At 40.2% G+C, this 23,310-nt stretch carries 35 protein-coding genes and 1 tRNA gene; 11 read left to right on the forward strand and 25 right to left on the reverse strand.

Annotated elements, in window-relative coordinates:
- Positions 1 to 356: 356 nt before the first annotated feature.
- The 21 genes from QVP94_RS03040 to QVP94_RS03140 all read right to left on the reverse strand — a co-directional run bounded on the left by QVP94_RS03040 (position 357) and on the right by QVP94_RS03140 (position 12,638).
- A complete protein-coding gene (locus QVP94_RS03040) occupies positions 357 to 503 on the reverse strand; it encodes a hypothetical protein (protein WP_022191934.1) in 147 nt (48 codons plus the stop codon).
- Positions 493 to 678, reverse strand: a complete 186-nt coding sequence (locus QVP94_RS03045) for a hypothetical protein (RefSeq protein ID WP_022191935.1) — start codon at positions 676 to 678, stop codon at positions 493 to 495. Before QVP94_RS03045 ends, QVP94_RS03040 begins: the two co-directional genes overlap by 11 nt.
- The gene (locus tag QVP94_RS03050; protein ID WP_022191936.1) at positions 675 to 1,049 is read right to left on the reverse strand and encodes a YopX family protein; all 375 of its coding nucleotides are present in this window, start codon (positions 1,047 to 1,049) and stop codon (positions 675 to 677) included. Before QVP94_RS03050 ends, QVP94_RS03045 begins: the two co-directional genes overlap by 4 nt.
- 1 nt (position 1,050) lies before the next feature.
- Entirely contained in the window at positions 1,051 to 1,857 is an 807-nt protein-coding gene (locus QVP94_RS03055) for a DNA adenine methylase (RefSeq protein ID WP_022191937.1), read from the reverse strand.
- Complete coding sequence (locus tag QVP94_RS03060; protein ID WP_022191938.1) at positions 1,854 to 3,845, reverse strand: DNA cytosine methyltransferase; 1,992 nt, start codon at positions 3,843 to 3,845, stop codon at positions 1,854 to 1,856. The genes QVP94_RS03055 and QVP94_RS03060 overlap by 4 nt, the downstream gene beginning before the upstream one ends.
- Before the next feature lie 177 nt (positions 3,846 to 4,022).
- A complete protein-coding gene (locus tag QVP94_RS03065) occupies positions 4,023 to 4,385 on the reverse strand; it encodes a hypothetical protein (RefSeq protein ID WP_130882141.1) in 363 nt (120 codons plus the stop codon).
- A gap of 124 nt (positions 4,386 to 4,509) precedes the next feature.
- Positions 4,510 to 5,400, reverse strand: a complete 891-nt coding sequence (locus tag QVP94_RS03070) for a Lin1244/Lin1753 domain-containing protein (RefSeq protein WP_022191941.1) — start codon at positions 5,398 to 5,400, stop codon at positions 4,510 to 4,512.
- A gap of 6 nt (positions 5,401 to 5,406) precedes the next feature.
- Entirely contained in the window at positions 5,407 to 5,556 is a 150-nt protein-coding gene (locus QVP94_RS03075; protein WP_232044504.1) for a hypothetical protein, read from the reverse strand.
- Positions 5,557 to 5,602: 46 nt separating this feature from the next.
- On the reverse strand, positions 5,603 to 6,775 hold the full coding sequence (locus tag QVP94_RS03080; RefSeq protein ID WP_022191943.1) for a DEAD/DEAH box helicase: 1,173 nt from the start codon (positions 6,773 to 6,775) through the stop codon (positions 5,603 to 5,605).
- Positions 6,772 to 7,248 carry a recombination protein NinG gene (locus QVP94_RS03085; protein WP_041525548.1) on the reverse strand — a complete coding sequence of 159 codons (477 nt, stop codon included), beginning with the start codon at positions 7,246 to 7,248 and terminating at the stop codon, positions 6,772 to 6,774. Before QVP94_RS03085 ends, QVP94_RS03080 begins: the two co-directional genes overlap by 4 nt.
- A gap of 603 nt (positions 7,249 to 7,851) precedes the next feature.
- A complete protein-coding gene (locus QVP94_RS03090; protein WP_011966194.1) occupies positions 7,852 to 8,694 on the reverse strand; it encodes a hypothetical protein in 843 nt (280 codons plus the stop codon).
- Between the two features lies 1 nt (position 8,695).
- The gene (locus tag QVP94_RS03095; protein ID WP_011966193.1) at positions 8,696 to 8,980 is read right to left on the reverse strand and encodes a hypothetical protein; all 285 of its coding nucleotides are present in this window, start codon (positions 8,978 to 8,980) and stop codon (positions 8,696 to 8,698) included.
- Entirely contained in the window at positions 8,977 to 9,414 is a 438-nt protein-coding gene (locus QVP94_RS03100) for a hypothetical protein (RefSeq protein ID WP_011966192.1), read from the reverse strand. The genes QVP94_RS03095 and QVP94_RS03100 overlap by 4 nt, the downstream gene beginning before the upstream one ends.
- 108 nt (positions 9,415 to 9,522) lie before the next feature.
- The gene (locus QVP94_RS03105) at positions 9,523 to 10,299 is read right to left on the reverse strand and encodes a hypothetical protein (RefSeq protein ID WP_011966191.1); all 777 of its coding nucleotides are present in this window, start codon (positions 10,297 to 10,299) and stop codon (positions 9,523 to 9,525) included.
- Complete coding sequence (locus tag QVP94_RS03110; protein WP_011966190.1) at positions 10,289 to 11,221, reverse strand: ATP-binding protein; 933 nt, start codon at positions 11,219 to 11,221, stop codon at positions 10,289 to 10,291. The genes QVP94_RS03105 and QVP94_RS03110 overlap by 11 nt, the downstream gene beginning before the upstream one ends.
- Before the next feature lie 24 nt (positions 11,222 to 11,245).
- A complete protein-coding gene (locus QVP94_RS03115) occupies positions 11,246 to 11,527 on the reverse strand; it encodes a hypothetical protein (protein WP_011966189.1) in 282 nt (93 codons plus the stop codon).
- Entirely contained in the window at positions 11,517 to 11,915 is a 399-nt protein-coding gene (locus QVP94_RS03120; protein ID WP_011966188.1) for a helix-turn-helix domain-containing protein, read from the reverse strand. Before QVP94_RS03120 ends, QVP94_RS03115 begins: the two co-directional genes overlap by 11 nt.
- Positions 11,916 to 11,939: 24 nt before the next feature.
- Positions 11,940 to 12,137 (reverse strand): hypothetical protein, encoded by a 198-nt coding sequence (locus tag QVP94_RS03125; protein ID WP_022191944.1) that lies wholly within the window; start codon positions 12,135 to 12,137, stop codon positions 11,940 to 11,942.
- A 23-nt stretch (positions 12,138 to 12,160) separates the two neighbouring features.
- Positions 12,161 to 12,242 (reverse strand) — tRNA-Ala (locus QVP94_RS03130).
- A gap of 51 nt (positions 12,243 to 12,293) precedes the next feature.
- Positions 12,294 to 12,485, reverse strand: a complete 192-nt coding sequence (locus QVP94_RS03135) for a hypothetical protein (protein WP_022191945.1) — start codon at positions 12,483 to 12,485, stop codon at positions 12,294 to 12,296.
- 6 nt (positions 12,486 to 12,491) lie between these two features.
- On the reverse strand, positions 12,492 to 12,638 hold the full coding sequence (locus tag QVP94_RS03140) for a hypothetical protein (RefSeq protein ID WP_022191946.1): 147 nt from the start codon (positions 12,636 to 12,638) through the stop codon (positions 12,492 to 12,494).
- 107 nt (positions 12,639 to 12,745) lie between these two features.
- Here QVP94_RS03140 and QVP94_RS03145 point away from each other — a divergent pair, with 107 nt between their 5' ends.
- The gene (locus QVP94_RS03145) at positions 12,746 to 13,066 is read left to right on the forward strand and encodes a hypothetical protein (protein ID WP_011966187.1); all 321 of its coding nucleotides are present in this window, start codon (positions 12,746 to 12,748) and stop codon (positions 13,064 to 13,066) included.
- Here the strand turns inward: QVP94_RS03145 and QVP94_RS03150 are convergent.
- The 3 genes from QVP94_RS03150 to QVP94_RS03160 form a co-directional block, all read right to left on the reverse strand.
- Positions 13,035 to 13,232, reverse strand: a complete 198-nt coding sequence (locus tag QVP94_RS03150) for a hypothetical protein (RefSeq protein ID WP_022191947.1) — start codon at positions 13,230 to 13,232, stop codon at positions 13,035 to 13,037. The genes QVP94_RS03145 and QVP94_RS03150 overlap by 32 nt on opposite strands.
- Before the next feature lie 320 nt (positions 13,233 to 13,552).
- Positions 13,553 to 13,870, reverse strand: a complete 318-nt coding sequence (locus tag QVP94_RS03155) for an SH3 beta-barrel fold-containing protein (protein WP_022191948.1) — start codon at positions 13,868 to 13,870, stop codon at positions 13,553 to 13,555.
- A gap of 19 nt (positions 13,871 to 13,889) precedes the next feature.
- Positions 13,890 to 14,105, reverse strand: coding sequence for a hypothetical protein (locus QVP94_RS03160; RefSeq protein ID WP_022191949.1), 216 nt, complete (start codon positions 14,103 to 14,105; stop codon positions 13,890 to 13,892).
- A 199-nt stretch (positions 14,106 to 14,304) separates the two neighbouring features.
- Here QVP94_RS03160 and QVP94_RS03165 point away from each other — a divergent pair, with 199 nt between their 5' ends.
- From QVP94_RS03165 to QVP94_RS03200, 8 genes are all read left to right on the forward strand, one after another.
- On the forward strand, positions 14,305 to 14,652 hold the full coding sequence (locus tag QVP94_RS03165) for a helix-turn-helix domain-containing protein (protein WP_022191950.1): 348 nt from the start codon (positions 14,305 to 14,307) through the stop codon (positions 14,650 to 14,652).
- Positions 14,653 to 14,657: 5 nt separating this feature from the next.
- On the forward strand, positions 14,658 to 15,857 hold the full coding sequence (locus tag QVP94_RS03170; RefSeq protein ID WP_022191951.1) for a DUF4062 domain-containing protein: 1,200 nt from the start codon (positions 14,658 to 14,660) through the stop codon (positions 15,855 to 15,857).
- A gap of 161 nt (positions 15,858 to 16,018) precedes the next feature.
- Entirely contained in the window at positions 16,019 to 16,795 is a 777-nt protein-coding gene (locus QVP94_RS03175) for a hypothetical protein (protein WP_232044503.1), read from the forward strand.
- A 178-nt stretch (positions 16,796 to 16,973) separates the two neighbouring features.
- Entirely contained in the window at positions 16,974 to 17,300 is a 327-nt protein-coding gene (locus QVP94_RS03180) for a hypothetical protein (protein WP_011966182.1), read from the forward strand.
- A gap of 212 nt (positions 17,301 to 17,512) precedes the next feature.
- Complete coding sequence (gene pyrB / locus QVP94_RS03185; RefSeq protein WP_005857322.1) at positions 17,513 to 18,433, forward strand: aspartate carbamoyltransferase; 921 nt, start codon at positions 17,513 to 17,515, stop codon at positions 18,431 to 18,433.
- Between the two features lie 12 nt (positions 18,434 to 18,445).
- A complete protein-coding gene (gene pyrI / locus QVP94_RS03190) occupies positions 18,446 to 18,910 on the forward strand; it encodes an aspartate carbamoyltransferase regulatory subunit (protein WP_005862713.1) in 465 nt (154 codons plus the stop codon).
- 92 nt (positions 18,911 to 19,002) lie between these two features.
- Complete coding sequence (locus QVP94_RS03195) at positions 19,003 to 19,569, forward strand: flavin reductase family protein (protein ID WP_005862715.1); 567 nt, start codon at positions 19,003 to 19,005, stop codon at positions 19,567 to 19,569.
- 4 nt (positions 19,570 to 19,573) lie between these two features.
- The gene (locus tag QVP94_RS03200) at positions 19,574 to 20,296 is read left to right on the forward strand and encodes a porin family protein (RefSeq protein ID WP_005857327.1); all 723 of its coding nucleotides are present in this window, start codon (positions 19,574 to 19,576) and stop codon (positions 20,294 to 20,296) included.
- Between the two features lie 9 nt (positions 20,297 to 20,305).
- Here the strand turns inward: QVP94_RS03200 and QVP94_RS03205 are convergent, their stop codons facing one another.
- The gene (locus QVP94_RS03205) at positions 20,306 to 21,580 is read right to left on the reverse strand and encodes a hemolysin family protein (RefSeq protein WP_005857328.1); all 1,275 of its coding nucleotides are present in this window, start codon (positions 21,578 to 21,580) and stop codon (positions 20,306 to 20,308) included.
- Positions 21,581 to 21,748: 168 nt separating this feature from the next.
- On the opposite strand from QVP94_RS03205, the gene pheS reads away from it, so the two are divergent.
- Both pheS and crcB read left to right on the forward strand, forming a co-directional pair.
- On the forward strand, positions 21,749 to 22,768 hold the full coding sequence (pheS, locus tag QVP94_RS03210; RefSeq protein ID WP_022191953.1) for a phenylalanine--tRNA ligase subunit alpha: 1,020 nt from the start codon (positions 21,749 to 21,751) through the stop codon (positions 22,766 to 22,768).
- Positions 22,769 to 22,839: 71 nt separating this feature from the next.
- Positions 22,840 to 23,226, forward strand: a complete 387-nt coding sequence (crcB, locus tag QVP94_RS03215; protein WP_130882140.1) for a fluoride efflux transporter CrcB — start codon at positions 22,840 to 22,842, stop codon at positions 23,224 to 23,226.
- The last annotated feature ends 84 nt before the right edge of the window (positions 23,227 to 23,310 follow it).

Genomic DNA, 23,310 nt, shown 5'->3' on the forward strand with positions numbered 1-23,310 from the left:
AAGCAGGAAAAGAGAGGAGGTATTGGTATCTCCGAAGCCGCTAAGTCTTTAGCTTAGCGGTAGTTCACTCGTGCAAATTTGATTCATATTATAATTCGTTGTTAAAATATTCCTTACATTTAAAACTTTTTCTCGGAGGGGATGGTTACCTAGCTTGGATAACTACCGCATAGTGCAATATCTTTGTTCATGGTTACCAGTCCTCCAAATCTTCCCTTGTATAGGAATCGTTTGTGTCATCTTCATCGATATAACTATCACAATAGTCCAATAGGTTGTACGAATTCTTACTGTGTAGGCACTCGTTCCTGAGCGCACAATTCATACAGCACCATTCATCGCTTATTCTCATCATCTTACCCCTCCTGTATTATGACATCCCCATCCTTATCCGTGAACACTTCCACTAAATCGTAGTAATATTGATCGTCGGACGTGCGTATCATTACCTCCGCTTCCGGGTCTTGCTCTTGGAGAAGAGCAATCAATTCTTTATTTCTCATTGTTTACCTCCTTTTTATCCATATCCTTCAAATCAATCAAGAAAGCGGCGATAGAGGATGCGTAATAGAGAGCCTTTTCTCTATCTTCTTTCGTGCGAAACAGATTGTCCTTGGCCGTATCTCTCCAGAGAGAGAGCTGACCTTCCCATTTGTCGATTAGTTGTTGGTATGTCATTCCTTGCCTCCTTTCAGTAATTCCGGGTTGTCGTAGATATTGCCTATCACAAATAATTCCCCTGCTAAGAATCCAAGAGGTGTAATATACACGAGGTCTTTGTTTTTCAACCACCAAGCACCTCGTTCGTTATTCCAGCATACACTATAGTTACGTAGTCCATTGTTCAACGTATCCCCTTCAAAGATTTCCTTGCCATCCTTGTCAAAAAGTCCGGTAAACTGGCCTACTGTTCTATCATCGACCGGGTATCCTGAAATTGTAATCCTATCATATAGTTCTGTACTAGAAAGACCTTTATCTTGTTTAAGATCACCAAATACCCATACAGAGTCACCGACTCGTTTTCCCCTAAATTTTATTATTCTCATATCAAAACAATGTTTTCTCAATCTCGTAATTGTAAACCAAAACCTCCGTACTCTCCCTTATCCGAGAGTGAACGGCCGTATGAGTGGTGACTTTTACTTCCTTATGGTTCCATTTGTTTTCATTGACAAAGGAGCGTAAGGTGTCAGTCCAGTAATTGCTGAGAATGAATTTACCATTGATCCTAGACAAAAGATCTAGCAGATCCGCAAGGTCATTCTCCCCATAACCATAATAATGACCTTGAACCGCCCCGGGATAAGGAGGATCAAGATAAAATAACGTATCAACGCTATCCCTGTTCTTGATAACTTTCAACGCGTCCCTACAGGAAATCTGCACCTCTGATAGGCGATCGTACAATTTCTCGTTGAACTCCTCACGCTTATTCCTGAAAACCTTCCCGAAGTGTGTCCCGGCGGTACCGTTACAGAATTTCCATCCTCCATACAAGCTGCCGGCGTGGCACTCATTTGCCATGATCCATACGGCCCAAGCCTTGTCTACATCCGAGACCTCAGATCGTCCTCGATAAATGTTCCTAGCCCTAATGTAGTCAGACTCGGAGTGTAGCGATAACCGGATTCTCTCACGTAACTCCTTAAATTTGGAAGATTGGCAAACCTTGAAAAAGTTTATCAACAAGTCGTTCTTGTCATTGATCACTTCTATGCCTGCTTTAGGCTTCGCAAAAAATACCGCTCCTCCTCCAAAGAATGGCTCGCAATATATCTTATGCCTAGGCATCATTGATACAATGCGTTCGGACAAGTTTTGCTTGCCTCCATAATATGTGATTGGTGTTCTCATGCCACTAATGATTTTAATTCGATTAACTTTCTTGCCAAAGCCTCACATAAAGCTTTAGCCATGCCGACTTCGACGGCGTTTCCGATATATTTCTTTTGCTCCGCTTGCGTACCGATCAACTTGTAGTTCTCCGGGAATCCCATGATCCGTTTCAACTCGGGAATCTTGAGCATTCGCATCATGATATCCACTATCTGATACATGGCCATGAACTCCTTTATCTTGACTATGATCGGGATATCTGTTTCGTAAATCTCAATATAAATATTACCGGCATCATCCATCTTTACAAAGTCAGGCACAGCATCAAGATTGGATACAGTCTTGGGACTAACCAAGTGAGGTGGTCGCTTGTCCATTCGGGCAATCAATGTAAAACAAGGGTTATCGATCGAACTTCCCGAAGATGCAAATTGTGGATTCATCAGGTAGTGCCATTTCCGATTAGCTGTTATTACCGGAGCTGGCTCATTGACTCCGCTACCGACATTGTTGAAATTGGTATTCATCACCCACGGACGACAGCTCACCAGATTATATTTGGGATTGGCTGTTATCGCCCCTAATGGGCGGTCGGTTCCGGTCGGTTTGCTTTGCCCGAATTGCTGATCCATGAACTGGCATGAGACTAGCCGCTGTTTAGGGTTCGCCAATATAGCCGGAGCGGGATGGTTGATATCGGAATGCTGACCACCGCCGGAATAGTAGTTCATGATGAACGGAGTTACAAGCGATAACCGGTCTTTCGTTAGTAATGTCGGGCATGGGGCATGAATATCCTTGCCAGCATCCTTGAAATTGTACGAACAAAGGAACCTCGTGCTTACCAGCGAATGATTATCCTTGCACTTGATCGTATGCGCCGGCCCCGTGATAGGGATATTCTTACTGTCCGGGTGTCCACTATAGTACTTTGATAGAAATCGGCAGCCAACCTTAGCGAATCTGTTGTTTGTAGTGAGTACACCACAAGGCTCATCTAATGACTTGCATGTATCTTTAGGTCTAACAGTGTTATATCTTGAGAGAAATGCATCTTTACCTCCTCCAACAAAACGCACAAGTCCGGCATAGACCCGCTCGAACGTTTTCGGGGAAAGAGGCTTTTTCCGTGTGAATATACTCGTCCCCTCGTCTTCTAGGTCTAGAACGTCTTTAACAGGTTTCCACTTTTGTAGATGGCCGAATAAGGTTTGTTCACCATCTTTGCAATGCGTAGGCTCCGGCCAGACAATCGGCATATCCTTTTTAGCGAACTGTCCAAAGAAACGTTTTCGAGAAGTGTAAGCACCAAAGTCGGCAGCGTTCAATATCCGGTGGTCGAAATCATAGACTTTATCTAATAGGTTTCCCCTTCGGAAAGTATCAAATAACTCATCGTGTCTTTCTTGCTGATACCCACGACATGGCAAATATCCATATTGTACCCGTTCTATCCAACGTAAATACAACCGGCCTTTGTCTTTCGATATCGGTTTCCCATTTTCATCCAAGTCTCCCCAGCACATAAATTCTTCCACATTCTCAATCTGTATCAAGTCCGGATTGATCTCTTCGATGTACCGGAAAAGATGATCGGCTAATGTCCGGCTATCCGGATCTCTCGCCTGTCCTCCCTTTGCTTTGGAGAAGTTAGTACATTCCAATGAGGCCCATAGCACAAACCTCGCATTGGGATTCCGGAACTTGATCTTCTTGATCAGATTAACGATCGGTGCCAAATCAAGCGTACGCATATCCTCCGTGAAATGGAGGGCGTAAGGATGGTTAGCCATGTGGCTGGCGATAGCGTTCTTATCGTGGTTGACGCAGGCTATAACCTTCGCAATAGAACCACTTCCTATATTCGCCTGTTCCACGCCGGTGGACGTTCCACCGGCCCCACAAAACAGGTCAATATAGTAAAGATCCACGTTATCCTTCTTATGCAATTCCGCAAGGTGATGCAAGAGAATGATCGTCTTGAATAATGCTTCAGTATGTGTCATGACCTGTCAATCTTTATGAAGATCACGCTTTCTCCATCTGGCCTCTTGTGCGCCATGCAAGCGCTGGAGTACCTGCACTCTTCTATACCTCCTCCATCATCACGAAAGGAGCATCCTACACAAACGTTTCCTTTAGTATTTCCTTGCGGTAGAAACTCTATCGCAGCATAATATAATCTACCGATCTTGACCAAATGGCCCAAAGGGACATCCCTTAATTCGTTTACTTTTTCCATTGCTTTTTTGATTTTTCTTCCATTTTTGATATTCATCCCAAGTTAGTCCGATGCTTTCCTTCGCTTGGACACGAGGACGAAAAGCATCAGCTGCCTTAATAGCCTCGTTTTGCGCCTGAGTGTCCCTATGGATGTCATACTTTGCCATCCAATTCATTATGACCTCGCCGTCTATACGGCCAAAGACTTGTCCGAAATAACCTTTCTTGGCCATTTTGAAAAAGAGCTTGAAGTCCTCCGGTTTATAATGTGGGTATTCTTCACGAACAAGATCTATAGTATCTTTAATTTGAACGGGGTCCATCGTTCCATTAGTTGAGTAGAAATTCACGAATTGCTCAAACCATGTGTACATTAGCGAGTTTACGAAGATGTCATCATAAGTCATCGATAATTCCACGATAGAAGGCGAGATCGATTTAAAGACATCAATCGCCGTCTTTGGATTTATACTGTTCCAGTACGGCTCTGGCGAATTGGCCCACAGTTTCACGGCTTGCGGCTTTGTTTCCGGTAGACTTGGTAAAAGATCCAAATCCGGCCTTTGGTATCGTGCTACTTGATTTTCCATTGAATTTTTCCTTATTAAACCATGTGGCAAGTCTTTTAGCGACCTCCCATGTTTTATTCGTTTCAAATCTCATCTTAGTTTCTGACTTATTGAGTTCAGACCAGTAATCAAAGAAAGCCCGGATCATTTCCTTCCCGTATCGTTCCACATAAGGAACCAGAGAATTATAAAATTCATCCCTCCGTTTGAGCGTAGCGGCTTTAGCTGCGGCAAGTTTCTTTGCTTGTTCGGCTTTCTTTGCCTCTACGCTAGTAGAGGTTTCTTTAGGTTTACTATTATCTACTTCTTCTCTAATCTCTTCTTGCGATAGTTGGGCGATTGGGTGGCTATCGGGTGGCGATTGGGTGGCGAAAGAATTATTATCAGGTGGCGATTGAGACGCAGACCTATTCGAACCATTTTTCCACCTCTTTTCATTTCCTCGTTTACCGGCATCAGAAAGTTTTGCTCTTTTTTCGTCCAATGGCTGCATACGTGTATTTAGAGATTCGGAGTAGAAACACTCACCATTATTGGTGAAGGCAAATAACCCGAAGTCATTTATTACACTTTTTAGAATTGCGGCATCAGCACGTAAATCAAAAGCCAAAACATTATAATCGGCTTTTAGAGTATAATTTTTGCTTTCTCTTAATTTTTCTATCAACGCCCAGTATAACCCGTATCCTTCCCATTTATGCTTTATACGTAAAGCGATAATTTTATCATCGCTTCTTGCATCACTATCATGTGGAAAGTAGTTTTTCATGTTTATCTATTTTATATAAATAGCCTTTGAATTAAGCGTCTTAGTAATTCCAATCTTACCAGAAACAAAAAGCTCATTAAGTTCTTTTCTCGCCTCTGCATGGATTGTGTTCATTAACTCCACTTCCGGCACATGATCCGGTGTTGTCTTTTCCAATCGTCTCTTTTCTTGAAGGCGATTAATTATGCTTAGTATGTCCATATCAAAAATATACGTTAGTTAATTGTCTGCTTTTTGAATATACCGCCCATTTACCATTACCTCCATCAACCAACTTTAGGTCTTTCACTTCCCCAAATCGTTTGATATTTCCACATAGGTCAACAATCCAACCTGATTCTTTAGACGAATGCGGACGAATTGCCCGGCCGACTATTTGGTACCACATCGCCAATGACATCGTAGGACGCGCCATAACGACCGTATCAAGTTCTGGATAATCGAAACCGGTCGTGAGTACCCCAACATTAGCGACAACTGGTATCCGGCCAGACTTGAAAGCCTCAAGTATTTGTTCTCGTTCTTTCTTTGGAGTTTCGCCCGAAACGATAGCACAGCAAGGAATTGACCAAGTCAACTTCTCTGCCTCTTTCAAGAACCGGGTAAAAACAAGAATGCCTTTCCGTTTTCCACCTTGTTTCGGATTAAGTAGTCGTTGGACAATATGGACAACATAACTGTAGAAGTCTATTCGCTCATACTCTCTTTGTACTGATTTATCGGTATAGTCGGCACCGGTAGTATTTACTTTCAAGTTAAGTTCGTTCCATCCTACCGGATTCATTGAATAGTAATTTAGTTTTGTCAGATATCCCATATCAAGTAAGGTAGAAACCTGCACATGATAGATTACATCCTTGAATATAGCCGGACGTGTTCGGGTAATGAATTTCAGCATAGAACCAAACTCTTGCGAACTACTTAATCGATATGGCGTTGCCGTTAAACCAAGAACCTTGCATTTGAGAAGTTCTAAGAATGTCTTATACATCCCTTCTTTAGGATTTACCAAGTGACACTCATCTATAATGATAGACTGGAAATGAGAAAACAAATCCGGATGATTTATTACACTACCGATCGTGGCGAATGTGATCCTTGATATTTCTTTTCTTCCAAAAGAAGCTGAATATATCGAACAATCTAAGATGCCGTAAGAACATAGCTTCTTGAAATTTTGCTCGAGTATTTCCTTGCTGGGCTGAAACACTAAGGTGTGCCCGTCAAGCCTTGCAGCAATGTCGGCTATAATAAGTGACTTCCCTGATCCTGTAGGAAGAACCATGATAGCATTCGTCTTCTTCGCCTTGTTGTTAAAGAAGGAAACAGCTGCATCAGAGGCTTTCTGTTGATAATCTCGCAATACATAACTCATAATCCTCTCTCCTTTTTAAGCTTCTTATTAAGCGCCTTGTAATACTTGATTAATTGCTCGTACTCAAAATCGGTAAACTTCCGGCTAATACCCTGCTTTGCTTCGAGTAGGACAACTCTCTGTTCACCATACTTGGCAATCAATCCTTTGCGGTAATTCTGAATATTACCCTCCATGAAGCGGTTACAGTGCCGACATTGAGCGTTACAGTTCATTTCATCGAAACGGGTACTCATATGCTGTCGATTTATGTAATGCCCGTTATCTGCCTGCTCAAACGGTTTAATCTGTCCACATGAGATACATTTAAAATATCCGTTCGGCATACAATCACGAAGCCGGATGAAAAGGGAAAACTCCTTGTCGAGTTTCGCTTTCAGATCCGGCTTCTTCTTAACTGTCACCCCTGCTTTATCAAACAGGGACAAAGGCTTATCTTTCTTTTTAGTCTTTCGTTTTATGTAATACATAATCAGTCATAATTATAATTATCAAAATCATCCGACTCATAATCCGGCATATCATTACCAAAATCCATTATCATCCCCCCTCTCTTTGTGATTTATCAAGCATAACCCAATCCACGTTAGATCCATAATACCCCAAATGGCAGCGACTATTATTAATAGTCGCTGACCAGTTATTCAAAGATTCTATATTCATGGTGATATAATTTAGTTTCAAAGAAAACCCCGAGGCGTATTCCCCGGGGTACATACAAAGTCAATCATGCAGTTAAAAGTGCTGCTCACTTCCATATCATACCTCCTGTACCAATTTCGCATTACCTTTCAGATAGAGTCAATGGCTAACCGATGCCGTGCGGAAAAACATCTGCGCTATCTTCACTCTACTTTCAATACTTTTATAGGAGGTTTCTCTCTAAAGGGTTTGTGGACGGTACCGGTATCGAACCGATCTCTTTACGTCATGCGCACTCCGTAATGTTTCATCCCAGACTACTGACCGCCCATGTGCCGGGGCTTTCACCCGGCTATTTGCGATTGCTACACAAACTTTCCGTCTCATGGCAGTAATTGTTTCCGGATAACCGATCAAGGCACATCAAGATAAACCTATTTACCAGAATAAGCCATTGAAAATTCACGAGGAATAAACCGTCCTACCGATATAGGCTTTGCAACCTCAATCATAGTATGAATCTCTTTCTTTTCAAACGGATTTCCCTTTTCTTTAGCTTCTTGCTCATGTTCATCCTGCTTCTTTTTGAGATAAGAAGTAATCAACATCATTGCCCGATCAACATTGTAAGTGTGGACAACAAATGTCGCTGAACGTTCATCCTCGTCAAATAGAATTTTTGTTTCTATCTGGTAAAACTTCCGATCACAATTCTTCGGTTCTTCCTCTTCATCAACGTCCGGCTTGTCATCAGGATCATTATCGGGAAAATCCAAAGGCAAAGTATCGATCTTCTTTTCTTTTAATGTGTCAGTAAGGATTACACAGGAATCAAACTCTTTAACCATGTTAATAATGAAGCCTGCCGTAAAGTTCAGTTCAATATAATCCTTTAAGAGAAGAAGTGCAGAATCTACACTGGTTGCATAAAACAGGAATTTACACTTTTTGCTATCAATAGTGGCCTGAGCGATATAAGGCTGTAAGTAGTCATTTACCAGCTCAACAGCCAAACGTTTTTGATTACTTACCTCAATATCCTTTGTTATATCACCAGACTCATAACAGAATCGGATTTGAGCAAGAACATCCTGATCTATCAATGTTCCTCTCTGAAACAGTAATTCATTACGCTCAATTGATACAACCTCGCTAGTATCTTCATCAATAAAGTCCTCTGTCCATGTTTTTAGGACTCGTTGAGCAAGGTATTTATTGAGCATCTTTTGGGGATCAGATGTAAAATACCTTATTTCGTTATTCTTTGTCTCTATCATGCTATACCGGTTTAATAGATTCCTCACTATGAATAATCATCCCCTTCTTAGAGACTTCTCCCTTAGCGGTTATAGGGAATGTTTTCAAACATCCCCAATCAGCAGACATTTCTACGCCTACACACTCTTTATCATTAAAATAAAAATGCTGGCCTTCTTTGAGATTATGTGTCTCGTAAAAATCAGCGATCATTTCTTCTCCTACCAGCTGTCGCAGATCCCGAATCTCCTGTTGTTTTTGGGAGATCAAAACTTTCATTTGTTCGATTTTCTCTTTTCGTATCATATAAATTCTTGATTGCGTTGAATTTCTTGTTGTGCATATATCAACATTTGATGTTCATTGGCGGCCGGCAAATAGATACCAGCTATTGATGCGCTCCAATTACGGAAACGGTCAATAGAAAGAGTCATTTCACCCGTTGTCAGTTCAGCAGAGCTACGCAAATAAGTTACTTCTTTACCTTTTTTGTTCACCGTCTTGCGTTCAAACAAATCACGGTTGCAAGTCCTCTTATAGAAGTCAATTTTTGCTTCATCGAGGCTGCAACCGTATTCACTGCCAAAGTACCCTAAAAGAAGATGTAAATAAGAGTTCTGAGCGAGCGTGCGATTAGGTAATTTCTTTTTTACTTCAACTACCGCACGCTCTTTGAACAATTTGTTTACATACTCTTTAAACTTGGGTATTTGGTATTCATTTTTGAGGTCATAGATCATATATTACAATCTCCACATATATCAACAATGGTATCAAACTCTTCTCGTGAATATTCAAAATCATTGATGAATACTACTTCTTTTCCTATTTCATCAAGATAAACACCATCATCCATTTCCAAAGATTTTAGTATCGGTTATAAGTGCTCTGTTTTCTTCCAAGAACCGGATAAACTCCTCACAATGATTAGTAAGAATAGGAATATCACGTTCAGGATTGAAAACGTATGTTTCTGTATAGGTATCTACCACATAGCCGCCTTTGTTGAACTCTACAATGTTATACTCAAATGTCCGTACATCAGAACCGTTCTTCATTAAAGCGTATGGATATACTAAATGCTGGTGGTGATCTTTGAACTTTCCCACGGTATAACTACCGGTTGTTTTGATGTCGTGAACACTGGTAGGCATCAGTTCGTCAATCAGACCGTAAACCAATACATTGCCGTATGCAGTCGGAAGGATTGCCTCTACACGTTGCTGCGTCAACGCCCCTTTGTAGTAATTTGCGAACTCACGACAAAGGGATATAGGAAAGACAAATGAACGATTGTTATAAACGGCTTTCAAGGCTATAACCTTTTGCTCGCCATTCCCTATATCAGAATATATCTTTTCTACCTGCACCGTTTCAGATTTCCGGTTCTCAATCATACAGTCAATGACCTCATTAAAAGCCGTACCCTTGTCGGCAGCTTCGCTGTCAAACGGTTTACGGTTAATACGGTCTATCAGTTCTTGGAACTGCTTCTGCTGAAACTCTTCTTCTGTACAAGGCGGATTCTCACTCCACCCATAATAACGCTCATATATGACATCGCTATTAAGGTAATTGAAGTAAGAATCCAATAATGTAGCATATATCTTATACTTAGGCTGCATCTGAATAAGTTTTAGTCTTTTTGTTAAAAATCAGTCCTAATTCTTTCGCCTTAGCTGCCAACATCATTGAGGCTTTCATCTTTGAACTTCCCACATGGTTGAAATCATCAATATGGGCGATAAAGTCATTCGCTGAAGCTGCGTCGGCAACTAATTCTAAACAGCCTGTTATATCAGATAGCACTTTGTTATATGCTTCTTGTTCAGCCTTTTTTGATTGCAACATAGTAAGATATGGAGCAATAATCCGAGTAGAGATAAAATCATTCTTGGTCGTCGGATTGCCGTTTTTGTCAAGGATGGTAGGTACTTCCATCACTGAAGGCAAGTTACAAGTATTCTTTCCGTCATTCCTTGATGTCGGATCGAAAGTAATAGTACGTCTCTGCACTCCTCTCTCACTCTTCATTTCCAAGTAACCTAACAAATCAAGTTCGGTGACGATGGAGTTGTAGGACTTCTCACGTAAGGCAGGAATAAACACCGTATCATCACCCTCTTTTCTTGTGTCACGATGGGCAACAAAAATGATATGTTTCCTCAGACTTGATAGCGTTCTTGTCATCCAAGAAAATTCAGCATTGATACCGCCCCAATCTCGAATAGATGGCTGCCTGGTTCCACATTTATAAGTGATGATAAAATCCATCATCTTACCAATGGTATCAACCACAATAGTCTGATAAACAGACAAATCTTCTTGCAAAACCAGCTGAACATCATTCCAAGAAGTGACCTGCACAGTGTCAATATTCTCCAAATGAGCCATATTCATACGCTTAACACCATTGTCAAAATCCAACAACAGAGGCTTTGGTGCACTCAAAGCTACTGTGCTCTTACCCATACCTGCTTGACCGTAAATCATCATCTTTACGTTTGTTGGAATATTCAATTCCGTTGATTTTCTGATTAAACTCATGATTGTTATATTTTTAGTTAGTAATTATATTAGAGACTTCAATAAAGGATCTATACCATCCTTCAATTCTTTAAGTTTCTTCAGCGAATAAACTTTAGGACTATTCCTATGTACACCAGCCCTTTTCCAAGTCAATGCTCCTGTAGCGCACTGATGAGCCAACCACCTTCTACCAAATCCAAGTCGTATGGCTTGCGTTTCCGTAATCTCATCAATGACCGGATCCTTGGAGATCGCATATTCGCTAACCGCTTCCTTCGCAGCTGCTTTTATTATATTCTGTAATTGCCAAACATCAATTTCCATAAAGAAATGGTATATCTCGCCCTCTCGCTCTTACACGGACACGGGCGATAAGTTCTACATTCGCGTTAAAACGGATTCGGACTCTTTGCCGTCTCATGTCAAAATGACTATCTAAACAAAGGATTATCAAAAGGACACTAGCAACCGCCGATTTCATGGTAGGCGAAAAGTCCAGTGTCAACCGGATCCCAGATATCCTTTCAGCCAATTTTAGTGCTAGCTCTCTCCCATTCCGAACACCCAAAATTAAAAATGCCGTTTGAAGCTGGTTATTTATCGTACTTACTGCACGATGCTTCAATACGGCAATCTCCTTTTTTTCATACCCTGCTGCGTACATTTGTGCTGTAATGTCACATTCGGGCGTTAGCTCGGTGAATACTTTCATAATCGTGTGTATTTAAAGTTTGAATCAGGAATCTCTAAATACTGTAACAGTCCCTTTCGGTACATTAGTTTCCGATCTCCACTTATATCCATTTTTGTACCCTTGCGCATTAAGCAAGGAAACATTGTTGCGTACCGTACAGACTTTATCGATAGGGAACTCTACTTTCTTCCCTTTCTTTAAATCGCGCATACGAGGCATAATTTCTACTTTTTTCTCCATAATCTAATTACATTAATTGATTGTGGGCAGTGTCGGAATCGAACCGACCTCAATTATATTAATTGGGTGCGCACCACTAAGCACTAACCGATATGCTAACCGCCCATGTGCCGGGGCTTTCACCCGACTGCTTTTGACAACCTAAACACAAACGAATTAAACAACTTCAAAGAAAGCTTTTGCGGCTGCTAATTTCTTCTCTGCCAATATGCGAGCATCCTCCTCTCTATTTTTCCAACCTTTATACACATCAAGGTCTTTTTGCAGACCTTCAATTTCCTTATTAAGAGAATATACCAATTCAACCAGTTCTTCCCTCGTCATTTCTTCAAGATTTTTTGTTTCCATGTCTTATTATTTCAATGCTGTTATTAAATCAAGTTTGTATGCAGAATAAGTGAATACTACGACACCTACAATATTAGGAACGAACGTAGCGGACTCTGATGCCATTAGGATAAAGCCAGCGAACAGGGCTATCCCGTAAATAGTCTTTTTCATAAGCGTTAATATTTAATTGTGCCCTCTGATGGATTCGATCCACGGCATCACGCCTTTTCAGAGGGTTTTCTTAACTTTACGGCGCAAAACATAAAAAATTAAGAAGTATGAAATCAGAAAGGTATCTGAGCTTGGCTAAAGGCATACGTTCTAAAGTCGAAGATTTACTAGACGAGTATAACTCCTTTGAACCATCAGTAAACAACATGCTCTTTGATGGGCAACCGTTGTATGAGCAAGCTATAAAGTTTACACACTTGGTTTATTCATTTGATCCAAATCTGCCTTTAAATAGAGAGTTGGTAGATCTGCCAAATAAATGCAAAGGGTATATAATTAAAACGTTGCCGCCAGAAAACGATGTCTTTAAAAATTTCTTGTTCCTTTTGAAATGCTTTATTGACTATCTGGAGACTTTTCATGATTGACTTTATCTCCGCGTAAAAGGTTCAAGTAAGAAGTAACCGCTTTCTCAGCATCTTCTTTTATGCACTCCAAATTTTTCAGGCAACTGATCGGCAAATCTTCCACGTGTATGGATATTGTCAATTGGTTGCCTTTTTCTTGTTGTTTTAGTCCAATGTTGTAATTCATGTGCTATGATATTTTAATTATCTTTTCTTCTTGCTTATTTGTCCCCGGCAACCGATCCGATCGGCAGCATCACACATTATGCCGGGCTATATATTAAAGCGACATTCGATAGACCGTTTAACACCGATCCGGGACAAGTCAACCGGACTTCACGGACACGACATAATATCCAATATCGCCAACCTTATTACCTTCATTAATAAGTTAGTTTATAATCCTTTCGTTTCAACCCCATTTCTGCGGGTACTAAGGTGTAAGTAAGAGAAAGAACCATCAGAAGTGACCGGGTGAGATATGCCCTACGCCCACCCGACCGGGCTTTAGTAAGCCGTTATGAAGTTTTCCACTTTGAATGATCTGAACCCGTTCGCCTCAATATCAAAGTAGCGAATCGTCTTGTAATTTTCTGATCCAGTGCCTTTGATTAGGTTTTGAATGTCTTTAAGTGTACCTTTGGCTTTGCGAAGTGAACCGTCCGCCTTTTCATACGCAAAGGCGACAATCCCTTTGTGCATTTGTTTTGTCAACCGGTATAAAGCCCATGCGCGAGAAAGACATACGGCGAATGCTTTACCAGTCGCTCTCATTAACTCATAAGCCATACAAAATACCTTGTGTCTAAAATTTGAAGTTTTCATAATCGTGCGTGTTTATGTGTTAGTAATTATATTCAGGTTCGTAAATCTCAGGGGTGAGATATTCTACTTCTCTTTCGAGAGATTCTATTTCTTCAGAGAGGATTTTCACGATCTCTGACTTGCTGTCTACATTATATATGTAGCAGGCTTCTTCATTACTGATCGTGCCCAATGCCTCTAACTCAACCTTTGCGTTTTCGAGTTCTGCGAGTGCTGTTTCATAAGTTCGTGCCATAATCGTATGTTTTTAATATGTTCGTATTATTTACTTGTATCAATCATCTTTGCATCTTTGTTGCGTGATTGATTGATGATGCAAATGTAATCGAATATATTACAAGTAATACTTATAGATTACATAATTACGATTTATTAACACTTAAAGTATTACACGCAAATTTTTGCTAATAAAAAACCTTTAATAATTTTAGAGTATGAATATCAATAGATTAAACATTGGAGAAGAAGTCCGCAAAAAGGTGGATGAGAACGGCTTATCAAAGGCAAAATTCGCTGAATTACTGGGTATTGCAAGGCAAAATATAGAAAAAACTGTATTTCAAAAGCATAGCCTTGATACAGATTTGCTATGTAATATCAGCGAGGTACTGAATTGTAATTTTTTCGATTACTACAAATCAGATAGTCCGAGTAATAAAAAAGATTACAAAGAACAAAAGGAAATAAGGGCAACATTGTCTATAGAAATGGGGTCTGAGAAGAAAGAACAGGTGCTTCGCTTTGTTTTCGGAGATAACAACATTGAAATATTAAATAAGTAAAGATTATGGCTGCGCCTAGAGTTTTTGTTAGTTCTACATGTTATGACTTGCAGGAAGTAAGATATCAATTAAGAACATTCATTGAGGATTTTGGATTTATTCCGGTTATGAGTGAATATGGTGATATTTTTTATGATTATAAAAAACATACTCAAGATGCATGTAAAGATGAAATTGAAAAATCTCAATTATTTATATTGATAATAGGAAATAACTATGGGTCTTTTTATTATGACAATAAATCAAACACGCTTCCTGATTCTGTAACTATGCAAGAATTTAAGAAAGCTCTTAATGTAAATATTAAAAAACATATATTTATTAATAAATTTGTAGATCATGATTATAACAATTTCAAACGATTGCGCACAGAATATATAGAATCTTCGCTAAAAAAAATATCAGCTGAAGGAAGTGATATCAAGGATATTGCAGAAAAAGAAAATAAAAAATTTTCAGAAAGCTATCAATACCCTCAAAAATCTTATAAATATATATTCCATTTTTTAGATATTATCTATGATTTAAAAACAAATAATTCTAAAGAGGTATATGAGACATTTCAAGAGATAAGAGAATCTTTAAAAAAGCAATGGGCTGGTTTTGTATATGATTCTATATATAAAGAATATATTGTTTCTAGCACTGAAATAGAAAAATTATGCGAGCAGGTTAGTAAATTAGAAAATCAGATAAAGTTGCTAATTGACAGTAAAACAGAAACGAAGAATGGAAGTATGACTTTTGACGTAAAAGTATTAGCTCAAGAACTTAATCTGCAAGAAATAAAAGAGATAAAATCAAAAATAGAGAAATATATATCAGATATATTTTATGTTACCAATAATTTTGGAGATCAACAATCCAGAGTTTCTATTATAAAAGGCACTAGCTGCGAAGATATTAATAAGTGGATTGATTCATTGAAAGATATTGTTATTAAATACAAATGGTCTAATTTTATATCAATAGATACAGTATTTAGTGTATTAAATAGTAAATATGTAATAGAAATATCAGAAGACATTCCATATGATTCCGTATTAAATTTGTGGAATATATGCAATAAGGTTAAATCTCTATTTTCTGAAGAGGATTATAATAGTTTTGTAAATAATATAACAGATATATTAAACAATATATATAGCATAACAGTTTATAATCCACCAGCATTCTCTTCTGATATAGACGACTTACCCTTCTAATTATCTATAAGTAGATTGGATTATTTAGAAAGAAAAAAACAGTTTTAAGATATGAATTAAAAAAATCCGAAAAGTAAATTCATAGAAACCGGAGAACGTTGGTTTATATACAGAATATTATGTATTTCACTTATAATTTCAGAATAAACAATGCGGATAAATTGAAAATAGCATTAGATAAATTACTATCTATAAACTTTATCAAACTGAATGATTCGTCTATTTACCCTATTGTAGTAGCTTCATCCAGTGAATCCATTTTATTTGACAAACGCAAAAATACATTATCAACGATAGCAGATCTAAAGAAAGCTGTCGAATTAATGGATCGTTGGATAAATGGATATGTTCCAAATGAACAAGACAAGGAGACTGTTAATATTAAACTTCCTAAAATAAGTAATTTTGACGTACTTAATAAAGTAGCAAACGAATTACGACTTGCTTTTTCTACCGTTATATGTGAATACGAAGGAGGCAAAATTGAAATCGTACAATTTGATCACGGTTCATTTTGGTGTGTAATAAAAGTAGGTACAGCTTTATTACTTTTTACAGGTTTAGCTTGGGCAGGAGCAGTTGTGGCAAAAAAGACAATAGAGTGTAGAAGCGCTTATGAAGTTTATAGAAATGCTTCTGCAAGAAATGAAATGCTAGAGGAATTAAAACGATTAAATAAAGCTCAAATTGACATAGTCATAGAGCAAGAAGCCAAACTTATTCAACAAGAGCATTTTAGCAAAGAAGATAACGAACAGTTAGAAAGAATCAAAAACTCTATCTTAAACATATCGGAACTAATTCTTAAAGGCACAGAAATTCAACCAGCAATCGCCGCACCTGAAGATGTAAAGAATTTATTCCCTGATTTTAGTTGCCTCCCGTTAATAGAGAGTCGAACTAAAAAGTTAACAGAAAACGCTGCCAATAATCAATGAGCATCATTTTTCACTCAGCCAGCGAACAACAGCACCTACAAAGATAAATAGCAAAACCCCTGCTATAATCGAACATGTAACTGTAAAAGCTATCCAAAAATCAAATATCATATTTATCATAGATGATGGTATTTAAGGCAAAGATACGAATTAAAGAACAAGTTAAATCATAAGTAGCATGAAGAAAATTTTATTTTTAATGACAATCATAATCGCCTTTTCCTGCGGAGGTGGTAAAACAGAAGTAATCGGTGCGGATAAATATATCGATACTATCACAGGATTTTCCTGCGAAAAAGCCGCTGTTACAGATAACGGCTTTTTAGTGATTGCTATTGATGCGGATTCGGATTCTGGATATGACATGCTGGCTTCGCAATTCCTTGAAGAAGCTAAAAAAGAAGGCGTATCAGGACTCAAAGGCGTATTGATCGTGGATATAAAAAACGCAAAGTTCGAACAAGGGGCAGTTGTAGGCAAAAGAATTGGAAAAGCTTACAAATAAAGCAAGGGAGTGATTGCCCCCTACTTATTCGATGCTATAAAATCCCAACACATTTCTTTAATCACAGGTTACAATATCGTATAGAAAAACTTATCTTTGCCAAACGAGAAACATTATATCTCTGAATCAATAGCTGATTTTTTACAAATATTTTACATCAGTTATTAATTAGAAAGATAAGAAACAGACAATAAACATATTACAATATATAAATGAAGAGTAAAAGTTTAGTTTCTATCGATCAATGTTCCAAAGAGGACATTCTTCGTATTCTGGATAACGCAAGGAAGTTTGAGGAGAATCCGAACCGGAAATTACTGGAAGGCAAAGTTGCCGCCACCCTGTTCTTTGAGCCCTCTACACGTACGAGACTGAGTTTCGAGACAGCCGTAAACCGTTTAGGTGGACGGGTGATCGGTTTCTCGGACGCTTCCACGACTAGTTCCTCCAAGGGCGAGACCTTGAAAGATACGATCTTGATGGTAAGCAATTACGTGGACTTGATCATTATGAGACATCATCTGGAAGGAGCCGCCCGCTATGCTTCCGAGGTGACGGATGTCCCTATCATCAACGCTGGTGACGGGGCGAACCAACATCCCTCGCAAACCATGCTGGACCTGTATTCCATCCGCAAGACACAAGGCAAGCTAGATAACCTCACCATCACGATGGTCGGCGATTTGAAGTATGGCCGTACGGTTCACTCCTTGATCGTGGGAATGTCTCACTTCCATCCGACCTTCCACTTCGTCGCGCCGAACGAGCTGCGCATGCCGGACGAGCAAAAGAACTTCTGCGACAAGCACGGGCTCAAATACGAGGAGCATACCGATTTCACGGAAGATATCATCAACCAGACGGATATCCTTTATATGACCCGTGTACAACGTGAGCGTTTCACAGACTTGGAAGAGTACGAGCGGGTAAAGAACGTGTATATCCTGCGTAACGACATGCTGAGAAACAGCCGTGAGAACCTGCGTATCTTACATCCGCTACCCCGTGTGAACGAGATCGCTTACGATGTAGATGACAATCCAAAGGCTTATTACATCCAGCAGGCACGCAACGGGCTGTTCGCACGCCAAGCTATCATTTGCGAAGTTTTAGGTATATCTATCGACGAATAAAAACGAAGTTTTATGTCAGCAGAAAAGAAAAAAGAGTTGCAGGTAGCCGCTTTAGAGAACGGTACCGCCATAGACCATATTCCTCCCAGCCAATTATTCAAGGTAGCCTCTTTACTGGGACTGGAGAAAATGAACAATACGATCACGATCGGCAATAATTTCCATAGCAACAAGATGGGATGCAAGGGTATGATCAAGATCGCCGACAAGTTTTTCGAGGAGGACGAGATCAACCGTATCGCCATGATCGCCCCGAATATTATATTGAACATTATCCGTGATTATGAGGTTGTAGAGAAGAAGACGGTTACTTTACCCGACGAGCTGATTGGCTTGGTCAAATGTAACAATCCGAAATGTATCACCAATAATGAGCCGATGCTTTCCCGCTTCCACGTGATCGACAAGGAGAAGGGAACCATTAAATGTCATTATTGCGAACGTAAGATTAATAAAGAGGACATAATCATTAGATAATTGAAAATTAAGAATTGAGAATTGAGAATTAGCTTTACGGAATCTTTAATTCTCAATTCTCAACTTTCAATTATAAAAACGCAGTTTTTATTATGAAGCATGATTGGAAACCGGGAACCATGATCTATCCATTGCCTGCCGTAATGGTGAGTTGTGGGAATGAGCCTTCCGAGTACAATATAATAACAGTCGCATGGGTCGGTACGATTTGTACGAATCCGGCGATGTGTTATATATCCGTACGTCCGGAACGATTCTCTTATCCGATCTTGAAGAAGAATATGGAATTCGTCATCAACTTGACGAATCGTGAGCTGGCCTACGCCACGGATTGGTGCGGGGTAAACTCAGGGAAAGACCATCATAAATTCGAGGAGATGAAGCTCACTCCCGGAAAAGCGACCGTCGTTAACGCCCCTACGATAGACGAGTCTCCGCTTTGTATCGAATGCCGGGTAAAAGAGGTAATCGCTCTCGGAAGTCATGATATGTTTATCGCTGATGTCGTAAACGTACAGGCCGATGACCGATATCTAGACCCAGAGACAGGGGCTTTTGATATGCAGAAAGCGGATCTTTTGGCTTACTCGCATGGTAAGTATTACGGGTTAGGTGAATTTGTCGGTAAATTCGGCTGGTCCGTGAAAAAGAAAAAATAACGGTATGAAAAAAGTCTACCTTATAGGAGCGTTGCTATCTTTCGGTCTGTTAGCAGAAGCCCAGAGCTTCATGCGTTTCGAGGACAAGGCATTCAACTTTGGAGCCAAAGTGGGATTCAACGCCACTTTCCCAGTCATAAACTCCCTTTCCATCAATGGGAAGGAAGCGGAGAATATAGACATCGAATATAAGGTAGGTTATCTGGCCGCGGTCTTTTGCCGGGTCAATATCGAACGGTTCTTCCTCCAGCCTAGTTTCTCATGGCATCGTTCTGAGGGAAATATCCGTTTTTCCATACCTCAAAGTTTGCCGGAAAATAATATGATGTCCAATACATCGGCAACTACCGACCTCTTGATGATGAAAACCAGTTCCTTAGAGGTTCCCATAATGGTAGGCTATAACCTAGTGAAGAAAGGGCCTTACGGACTTAGCCTTATGGTCGGCCCCAAATTAAAATACAACTATAAGATCGCCTATACGGTAGAGTCTTCCACCACGCACGTAGAATACGTGAATGACAACACCCCGTTCGGAGTCAATATCGCTACGGGCGTAGGGGTTAGCATCGGACGGCTATTCTTCGACTTTGTCTATGAGTTCGGATTGAATCAAGTGGAATCCGATTTCGAGAAAGTCAACAACCCGGTTCCCGAGATTAATTATGATATCAATATTGACAAGCGAACGAACGTGATGAGTATCTCACTCGGCGTACTCTTCTAAAAAGACATTTTACCCATTTTTCAAGTACTTGACCAAAACCTTATCGATCCGGGCGCCATCCATATCTACGATCTCGAACTCAAAGTCCAGCCACTTTAATTTCTCACCCGTCTTCGGTACACGTTCCAATATCTCTAGGATCAAGCCGCTCAAGGTATTATAATCATGCTCGGCATACAAATCCTCCATGTCGAAATATTCCAAGAAATCATAGAAAGAATATTGGCCGTCCACCAACCAAGTACCATCCTCACGTTGTATGATCTCGGACTCCTCTCCGACTTCCGGTACTTGCCCGATCAAGCCTTCCATAATATCCTTCAAGGTTACGATACCTTGAATGCCTCCGAACTCATCCGTAACGAGTCCATATTTCACGTGTGTCTGCTTGAAAGATTCCAAGGCGTTATATACGCTCTGGTTCTCGGGAACGAACTGTGCCGGGCGGAGTACTTGGTTGATCGAGAAATCCGGTTGATCGATCCTTCCGAACAAATCTTTCAGATAAACGACCCCTACTATATTATCGAACTTCTCCGAGGCCACGGGATATATATTAAATAAGTTCTCCTCCACTTTCTCCCGAATCTTCTCCGTACTATCCGTCACATCCAGCCAAACCAGCTCGCTACGATGCGTCATGATAGAACCCACGTTACGGTCTCCCAGATTAAAGACCCGCTCTACGATGTCCTGCTCTACCTCTTGCACCTCGCCACCATCAAAGCCCTCTTTCACGATCGCCTTGATTTCTTCCTCTGTTACCCTATTTTCCTCTTTCGTATCCACGCCCGTCATCTTCACAGCCAACGCCGTACTCTTTGATAGTAACCAAACAAAAGGAGAAGATATCAAGGAAAGAAAATTCATGGGTTTAGCAACTAACATAGAGACCTTCTCGGCACACCCCATGCCGATCCGCTTCGGTACCAACTCTCCGAATATAAGTGTAAGATACGTCACGATAATAACGATCGTCGTTTTAGCGATCCCCAACGCATACGGTTCTAGGGCCGGTATTTGCGCTATTATAACAGCGAAATTATGAGCTAACGCCTCGCCAGAGTACAAACCGGTCAAGATACCGATCAAGGTAATTCCGATCTGGATGGTTGAGAGAAACTTATCCGGCTCATTTGCCAGCTTCAAAGCAGTACCCGCAGATTTATTACCACGTTTCGCTTCGGTTTCCAACCTAGCCTTCCGGGCCGAGACCAAAGCGATTTCCGACATCGCAAGAATTCCATTCAGTAAGATAAGGCCAATAATAATGACTATTTCCATTAATTAATTTATAGTTTGATTATGCTGCGAAGATATATAAATACTTTAATATATAAAACAAGACACCTAAGTGTCTGCGCTTACATTTAACTAAAAAACCTTACGAATCCCTTGCGGTTTCAAAAGAAAGGCGTACTTTTGCATGACAAATACAAAGTGTGATTAGAAATGCTCGATAAAATTAAGGCTCTGCTTCAAGAAGTAGAGAATATGAAAGCGGCAAATGCCGAGGAACTAGAAGCTTTACGTATAAAGTATCTCAGCAAAAAAGGCGAGATATCGGCGTTGATGAATGATTTCCGTAATGTAGCGGCTGATCAAAAACGTGAGGTTGGTAAATACTTGAACGAACTGAAGGAAACAACCCAGAGCAAGATCAACGAATTAAAAGAAAGCTTTGAGAATGTACAGACCGCAAACGATGATATCGATTTGACTCGTACGGCTTACCCGATCGAACTAGGCACTCGTCATCCTCTATCACTTGTAAAGAAAGAAATTTGCGATATATTCGGACGGTTAGGATTCAGCATCGCTGAGGGACCGGAAATCGAGGACGATTGGCATGTCTTCTCTTCCTTGAATTTCGCCGAGGACCATCCTGCCCGCGATATGCAAGATACGTTCTTTATCCAGCATAACCCGGATATATTGCTTCGCACACATACTTCTTCCGTACAGACCCGAGTAATGGAAAAGCAAGAACCGCCTATCCGTATCATCTGTCCGGGACGTGTATATCGTAATGAGGCTATCTCCTATCGTGCTCACTGTTTCTTCCATCAAGTAGAAGCGTTATATGTAGATAAGAACGTCTCATTCGCCGACTTAAAACAAGCCTTGTTGTTCTTCGCCAAGGAAATGTTCAGTCCGGATACAAAAATTCGCTTGCGTCCTTCTTACTTCCCGTTCACGGAGCCATCCGCCGAGATGGACATCTCCTGCAACATTTGTGGAGGTAAGGGTTGCCCCTTCTGTAAAGGAACCGGTTGGGTAGAGATCCTCGGTTGCGGTATGGTAGACCCGAACGTGCTTGAGAACTGCGGTATCGATAGCAAGGTTTATTCAGGCTACGCATTGGGAATGGGTATCGAGCGTATTACCAATTTGAAATACCAAGTAAAAGACTTACGCATGTTCTCGGAAAACGATGTTCGTTTCTTGAGACAGTTTGAGTCGGCCAATTAAATTGAAAACCTAAATCATTTACCATCTCCCCGGGCCTTAACCTAGCCCGGGGGAAACACACTAGGTTAATTATGATAAAGGTTTTTCTTTTAATAATAGGAGGAGCTATCGGATCTGCGCTACGGTTTGGAGTTTCCACGTGGGTGCAACGATCGATGCTTTACTCCTTTCCTTTTGGTATCTTGTCGGTCAATGTGACCGGCTCCTTTTTAATCGGCTTCTGCTGGAGTATAGCGGAAGCCTATAATTTTTCTATCAATACAAGAGCCTTCCTATTCACTGGCCTTTTCGGTGGTTTCACGACTTTCTCTTCTTTCGCTCTCGACACGATGGTACTTATGCGTACCGGAGAATACAAGATGGCACTACTCAATGTACTTGCCAGTAATATCCTTGGTTTGATAGCGGTCTTCCTTGGGATCATACTTGGGAAGAATATCATTACAATGATCAAGTAAATAAATAAAAAAACACGGCACAAGTCAGTCATGACAAGGCCGTGTTATATCGAATAAAGCTGTTTCCAAATTATCTATTTACTA

The sequence above is a fragment of the Parabacteroides sp. CAG:2 genome (genome assembly GCF_000436315.1).
Classification (GTDB): domain Bacteria; phylum Bacteroidota; class Bacteroidia; order Bacteroidales; family Tannerellaceae; genus Parabacteroides; species Parabacteroides distasonis.

Coding starts and splice junctions, on each gene's coding strand:
- QVP94_RS03200 (WP_005857327.1), top strand. CDS start 19,574: ATGAAAAAAGTCTACCTTATAGGAGCGTTGCTATCTTTCGGTCTGTTA.
- QVP94_RS03115 (WP_011966189.1), bottom strand. CDS start 11,527: ATGGAAATTGATGTTTGGCAATTACAGAATATAATAAAAGCAGCTGCG.
- QVP94_RS03180 (WP_011966182.1), top strand. CDS start 16,974: ATGAAGAAAATTTTATTTTTAATGACAATCATAATCGCCTTTTCCTGC.
- QVP94_RS03125 (WP_022191944.1), bottom strand. CDS start 12,137: ATGGAGAAAAAAGTAGAAATTATGCCTCGTATGCGCGATTTAAAGAAA.
- QVP94_RS03055 (WP_022191937.1), bottom strand. CDS start 1,857: ATGAGAACACCAATCACATATTATGGAGGCAAGCAAAACTTGTCCGAA.
- QVP94_RS03155 (WP_022191948.1), bottom strand. CDS start 13,870: ATGAAAACTTCAAATTTTAGACACAAGGTATTTTGTATGGCTTATGAG.
- crcB (WP_130882140.1), top strand. CDS start 22,840: ATGATAAAGGTTTTTCTTTTAATAATAGGAGGAGCTATCGGATCTGCG.
- QVP94_RS03080 (WP_022191943.1), bottom strand. CDS start 6,775: ATGAGTTATGTATTGCGAGATTATCAACAGAAAGCCTCTGATGCAGCT.
- QVP94_RS03195 (WP_005862715.1), top strand. CDS start 19,003: ATGAAGCATGATTGGAAACCGGGAACCATGATCTATCCATTGCCTGCC.
- QVP94_RS03170 (WP_022191951.1), top strand. CDS start 14,658: ATGGCTGCGCCTAGAGTTTTTGTTAGTTCTACATGTTATGACTTGCAG.
- QVP94_RS03150 (WP_022191947.1), bottom strand. CDS start 13,232: ATGAATTACAACATTGGACTAAAACAACAAGAAAAAGGCAACCAATTG.
- QVP94_RS03160 (WP_022191949.1), bottom strand. CDS start 14,105: ATGGCACGAACTTATGAAACAGCACTCGCAGAACTCGAAAACGCAAAG.
- QVP94_RS03060 (WP_022191938.1), bottom strand. CDS start 3,845: ATGACACATACTGAAGCATTATTCAAGACGATCATTCTCTTGCATCAC.
- pheS (WP_022191953.1), top strand. CDS start 21,749: ATGCTCGATAAAATTAAGGCTCTGCTTCAAGAAGTAGAGAATATGAAA.
- QVP94_RS03135 (WP_022191945.1), bottom strand. CDS start 12,485: ATGGAAACAAAAAATCTTGAAGAAATGACGAGGGAAGAACTGGTTGAA.
- QVP94_RS03065 (WP_130882141.1), bottom strand. CDS start 4,385: ATGGACCCCGTTCAAATTAAAGATACTATAGATCTTGTTCGTGAAGAA.
- pyrI (WP_005862713.1), top strand. CDS start 18,446: ATGTCAGCAGAAAAGAAAAAAGAGTTGCAGGTAGCCGCTTTAGAGAAC.
- QVP94_RS03110 (WP_011966190.1), bottom strand. CDS start 11,221: ATGAGTTTAATCAGAAAATCAACGGAATTGAATATTCCAACAAACGTA.
- QVP94_RS03145 (WP_011966187.1), top strand. CDS start 12,746: ATGAAATCAGAAAGGTATCTGAGCTTGGCTAAAGGCATACGTTCTAAA.
- QVP94_RS03050 (WP_022191936.1), bottom strand. CDS start 1,049: ATGAGAATAATAAAATTTAGGGGAAAACGAGTCGGTGACTCTGTATGG.
- QVP94_RS03100 (WP_011966192.1), bottom strand. CDS start 9,414: ATGATCTATGACCTCAAAAATGAATACCAAATACCCAAGTTTAAAGAG.
- QVP94_RS03205 (WP_005857328.1), bottom strand. CDS start 21,580: ATGGAAATAGTCATTATTATTGGCCTTATCTTACTGAATGGAATTCTT.
- QVP94_RS03070 (WP_022191941.1), bottom strand. CDS start 5,400: ATGAAAAACTACTTTCCACATGATAGTGATGCAAGAAGCGATGATAAA.
- pyrB (WP_005857322.1), top strand. CDS start 17,513: ATGAAGAGTAAAAGTTTAGTTTCTATCGATCAATGTTCCAAAGAGGAC.
- QVP94_RS03095 (WP_011966193.1), bottom strand. CDS start 8,980: ATGATACGAAAAGAGAAAATCGAACAAATGAAAGTTTTGATCTCCCAA.
- QVP94_RS03165 (WP_022191950.1), top strand. CDS start 14,305: ATGAATATCAATAGATTAAACATTGGAGAAGAAGTCCGCAAAAAGGTG.
- QVP94_RS03105 (WP_011966191.1), bottom strand. CDS start 10,299: ATGCAGCCTAAGTATAAGATATATGCTACATTATTGGATTCTTACTTC.
- QVP94_RS03040 (WP_022191934.1), bottom strand. CDS start 503: ATGAGAAATAAAGAATTGATTGCTCTTCTCCAAGAGCAAGACCCGGAA.
- QVP94_RS03120 (WP_011966188.1), bottom strand. CDS start 11,915: ATGAAAGTATTCACCGAGCTAACGCCCGAATGTGACATTACAGCACAA.
- QVP94_RS03090 (WP_011966194.1), bottom strand. CDS start 8,694: ATGATAGAGACAAAGAATAACGAAATAAGGTATTTTACATCTGATCCC.
- QVP94_RS03140 (WP_022191946.1), bottom strand. CDS start 12,638: ATGAAAAAGACTATTTACGGGATAGCCCTGTTCGCTGGCTTTATCCTA.
- QVP94_RS03045 (WP_022191935.1), bottom strand. CDS start 678: ATGACATACCAACAACTAATCGACAAATGGGAAGGTCAGCTCTCTCTC.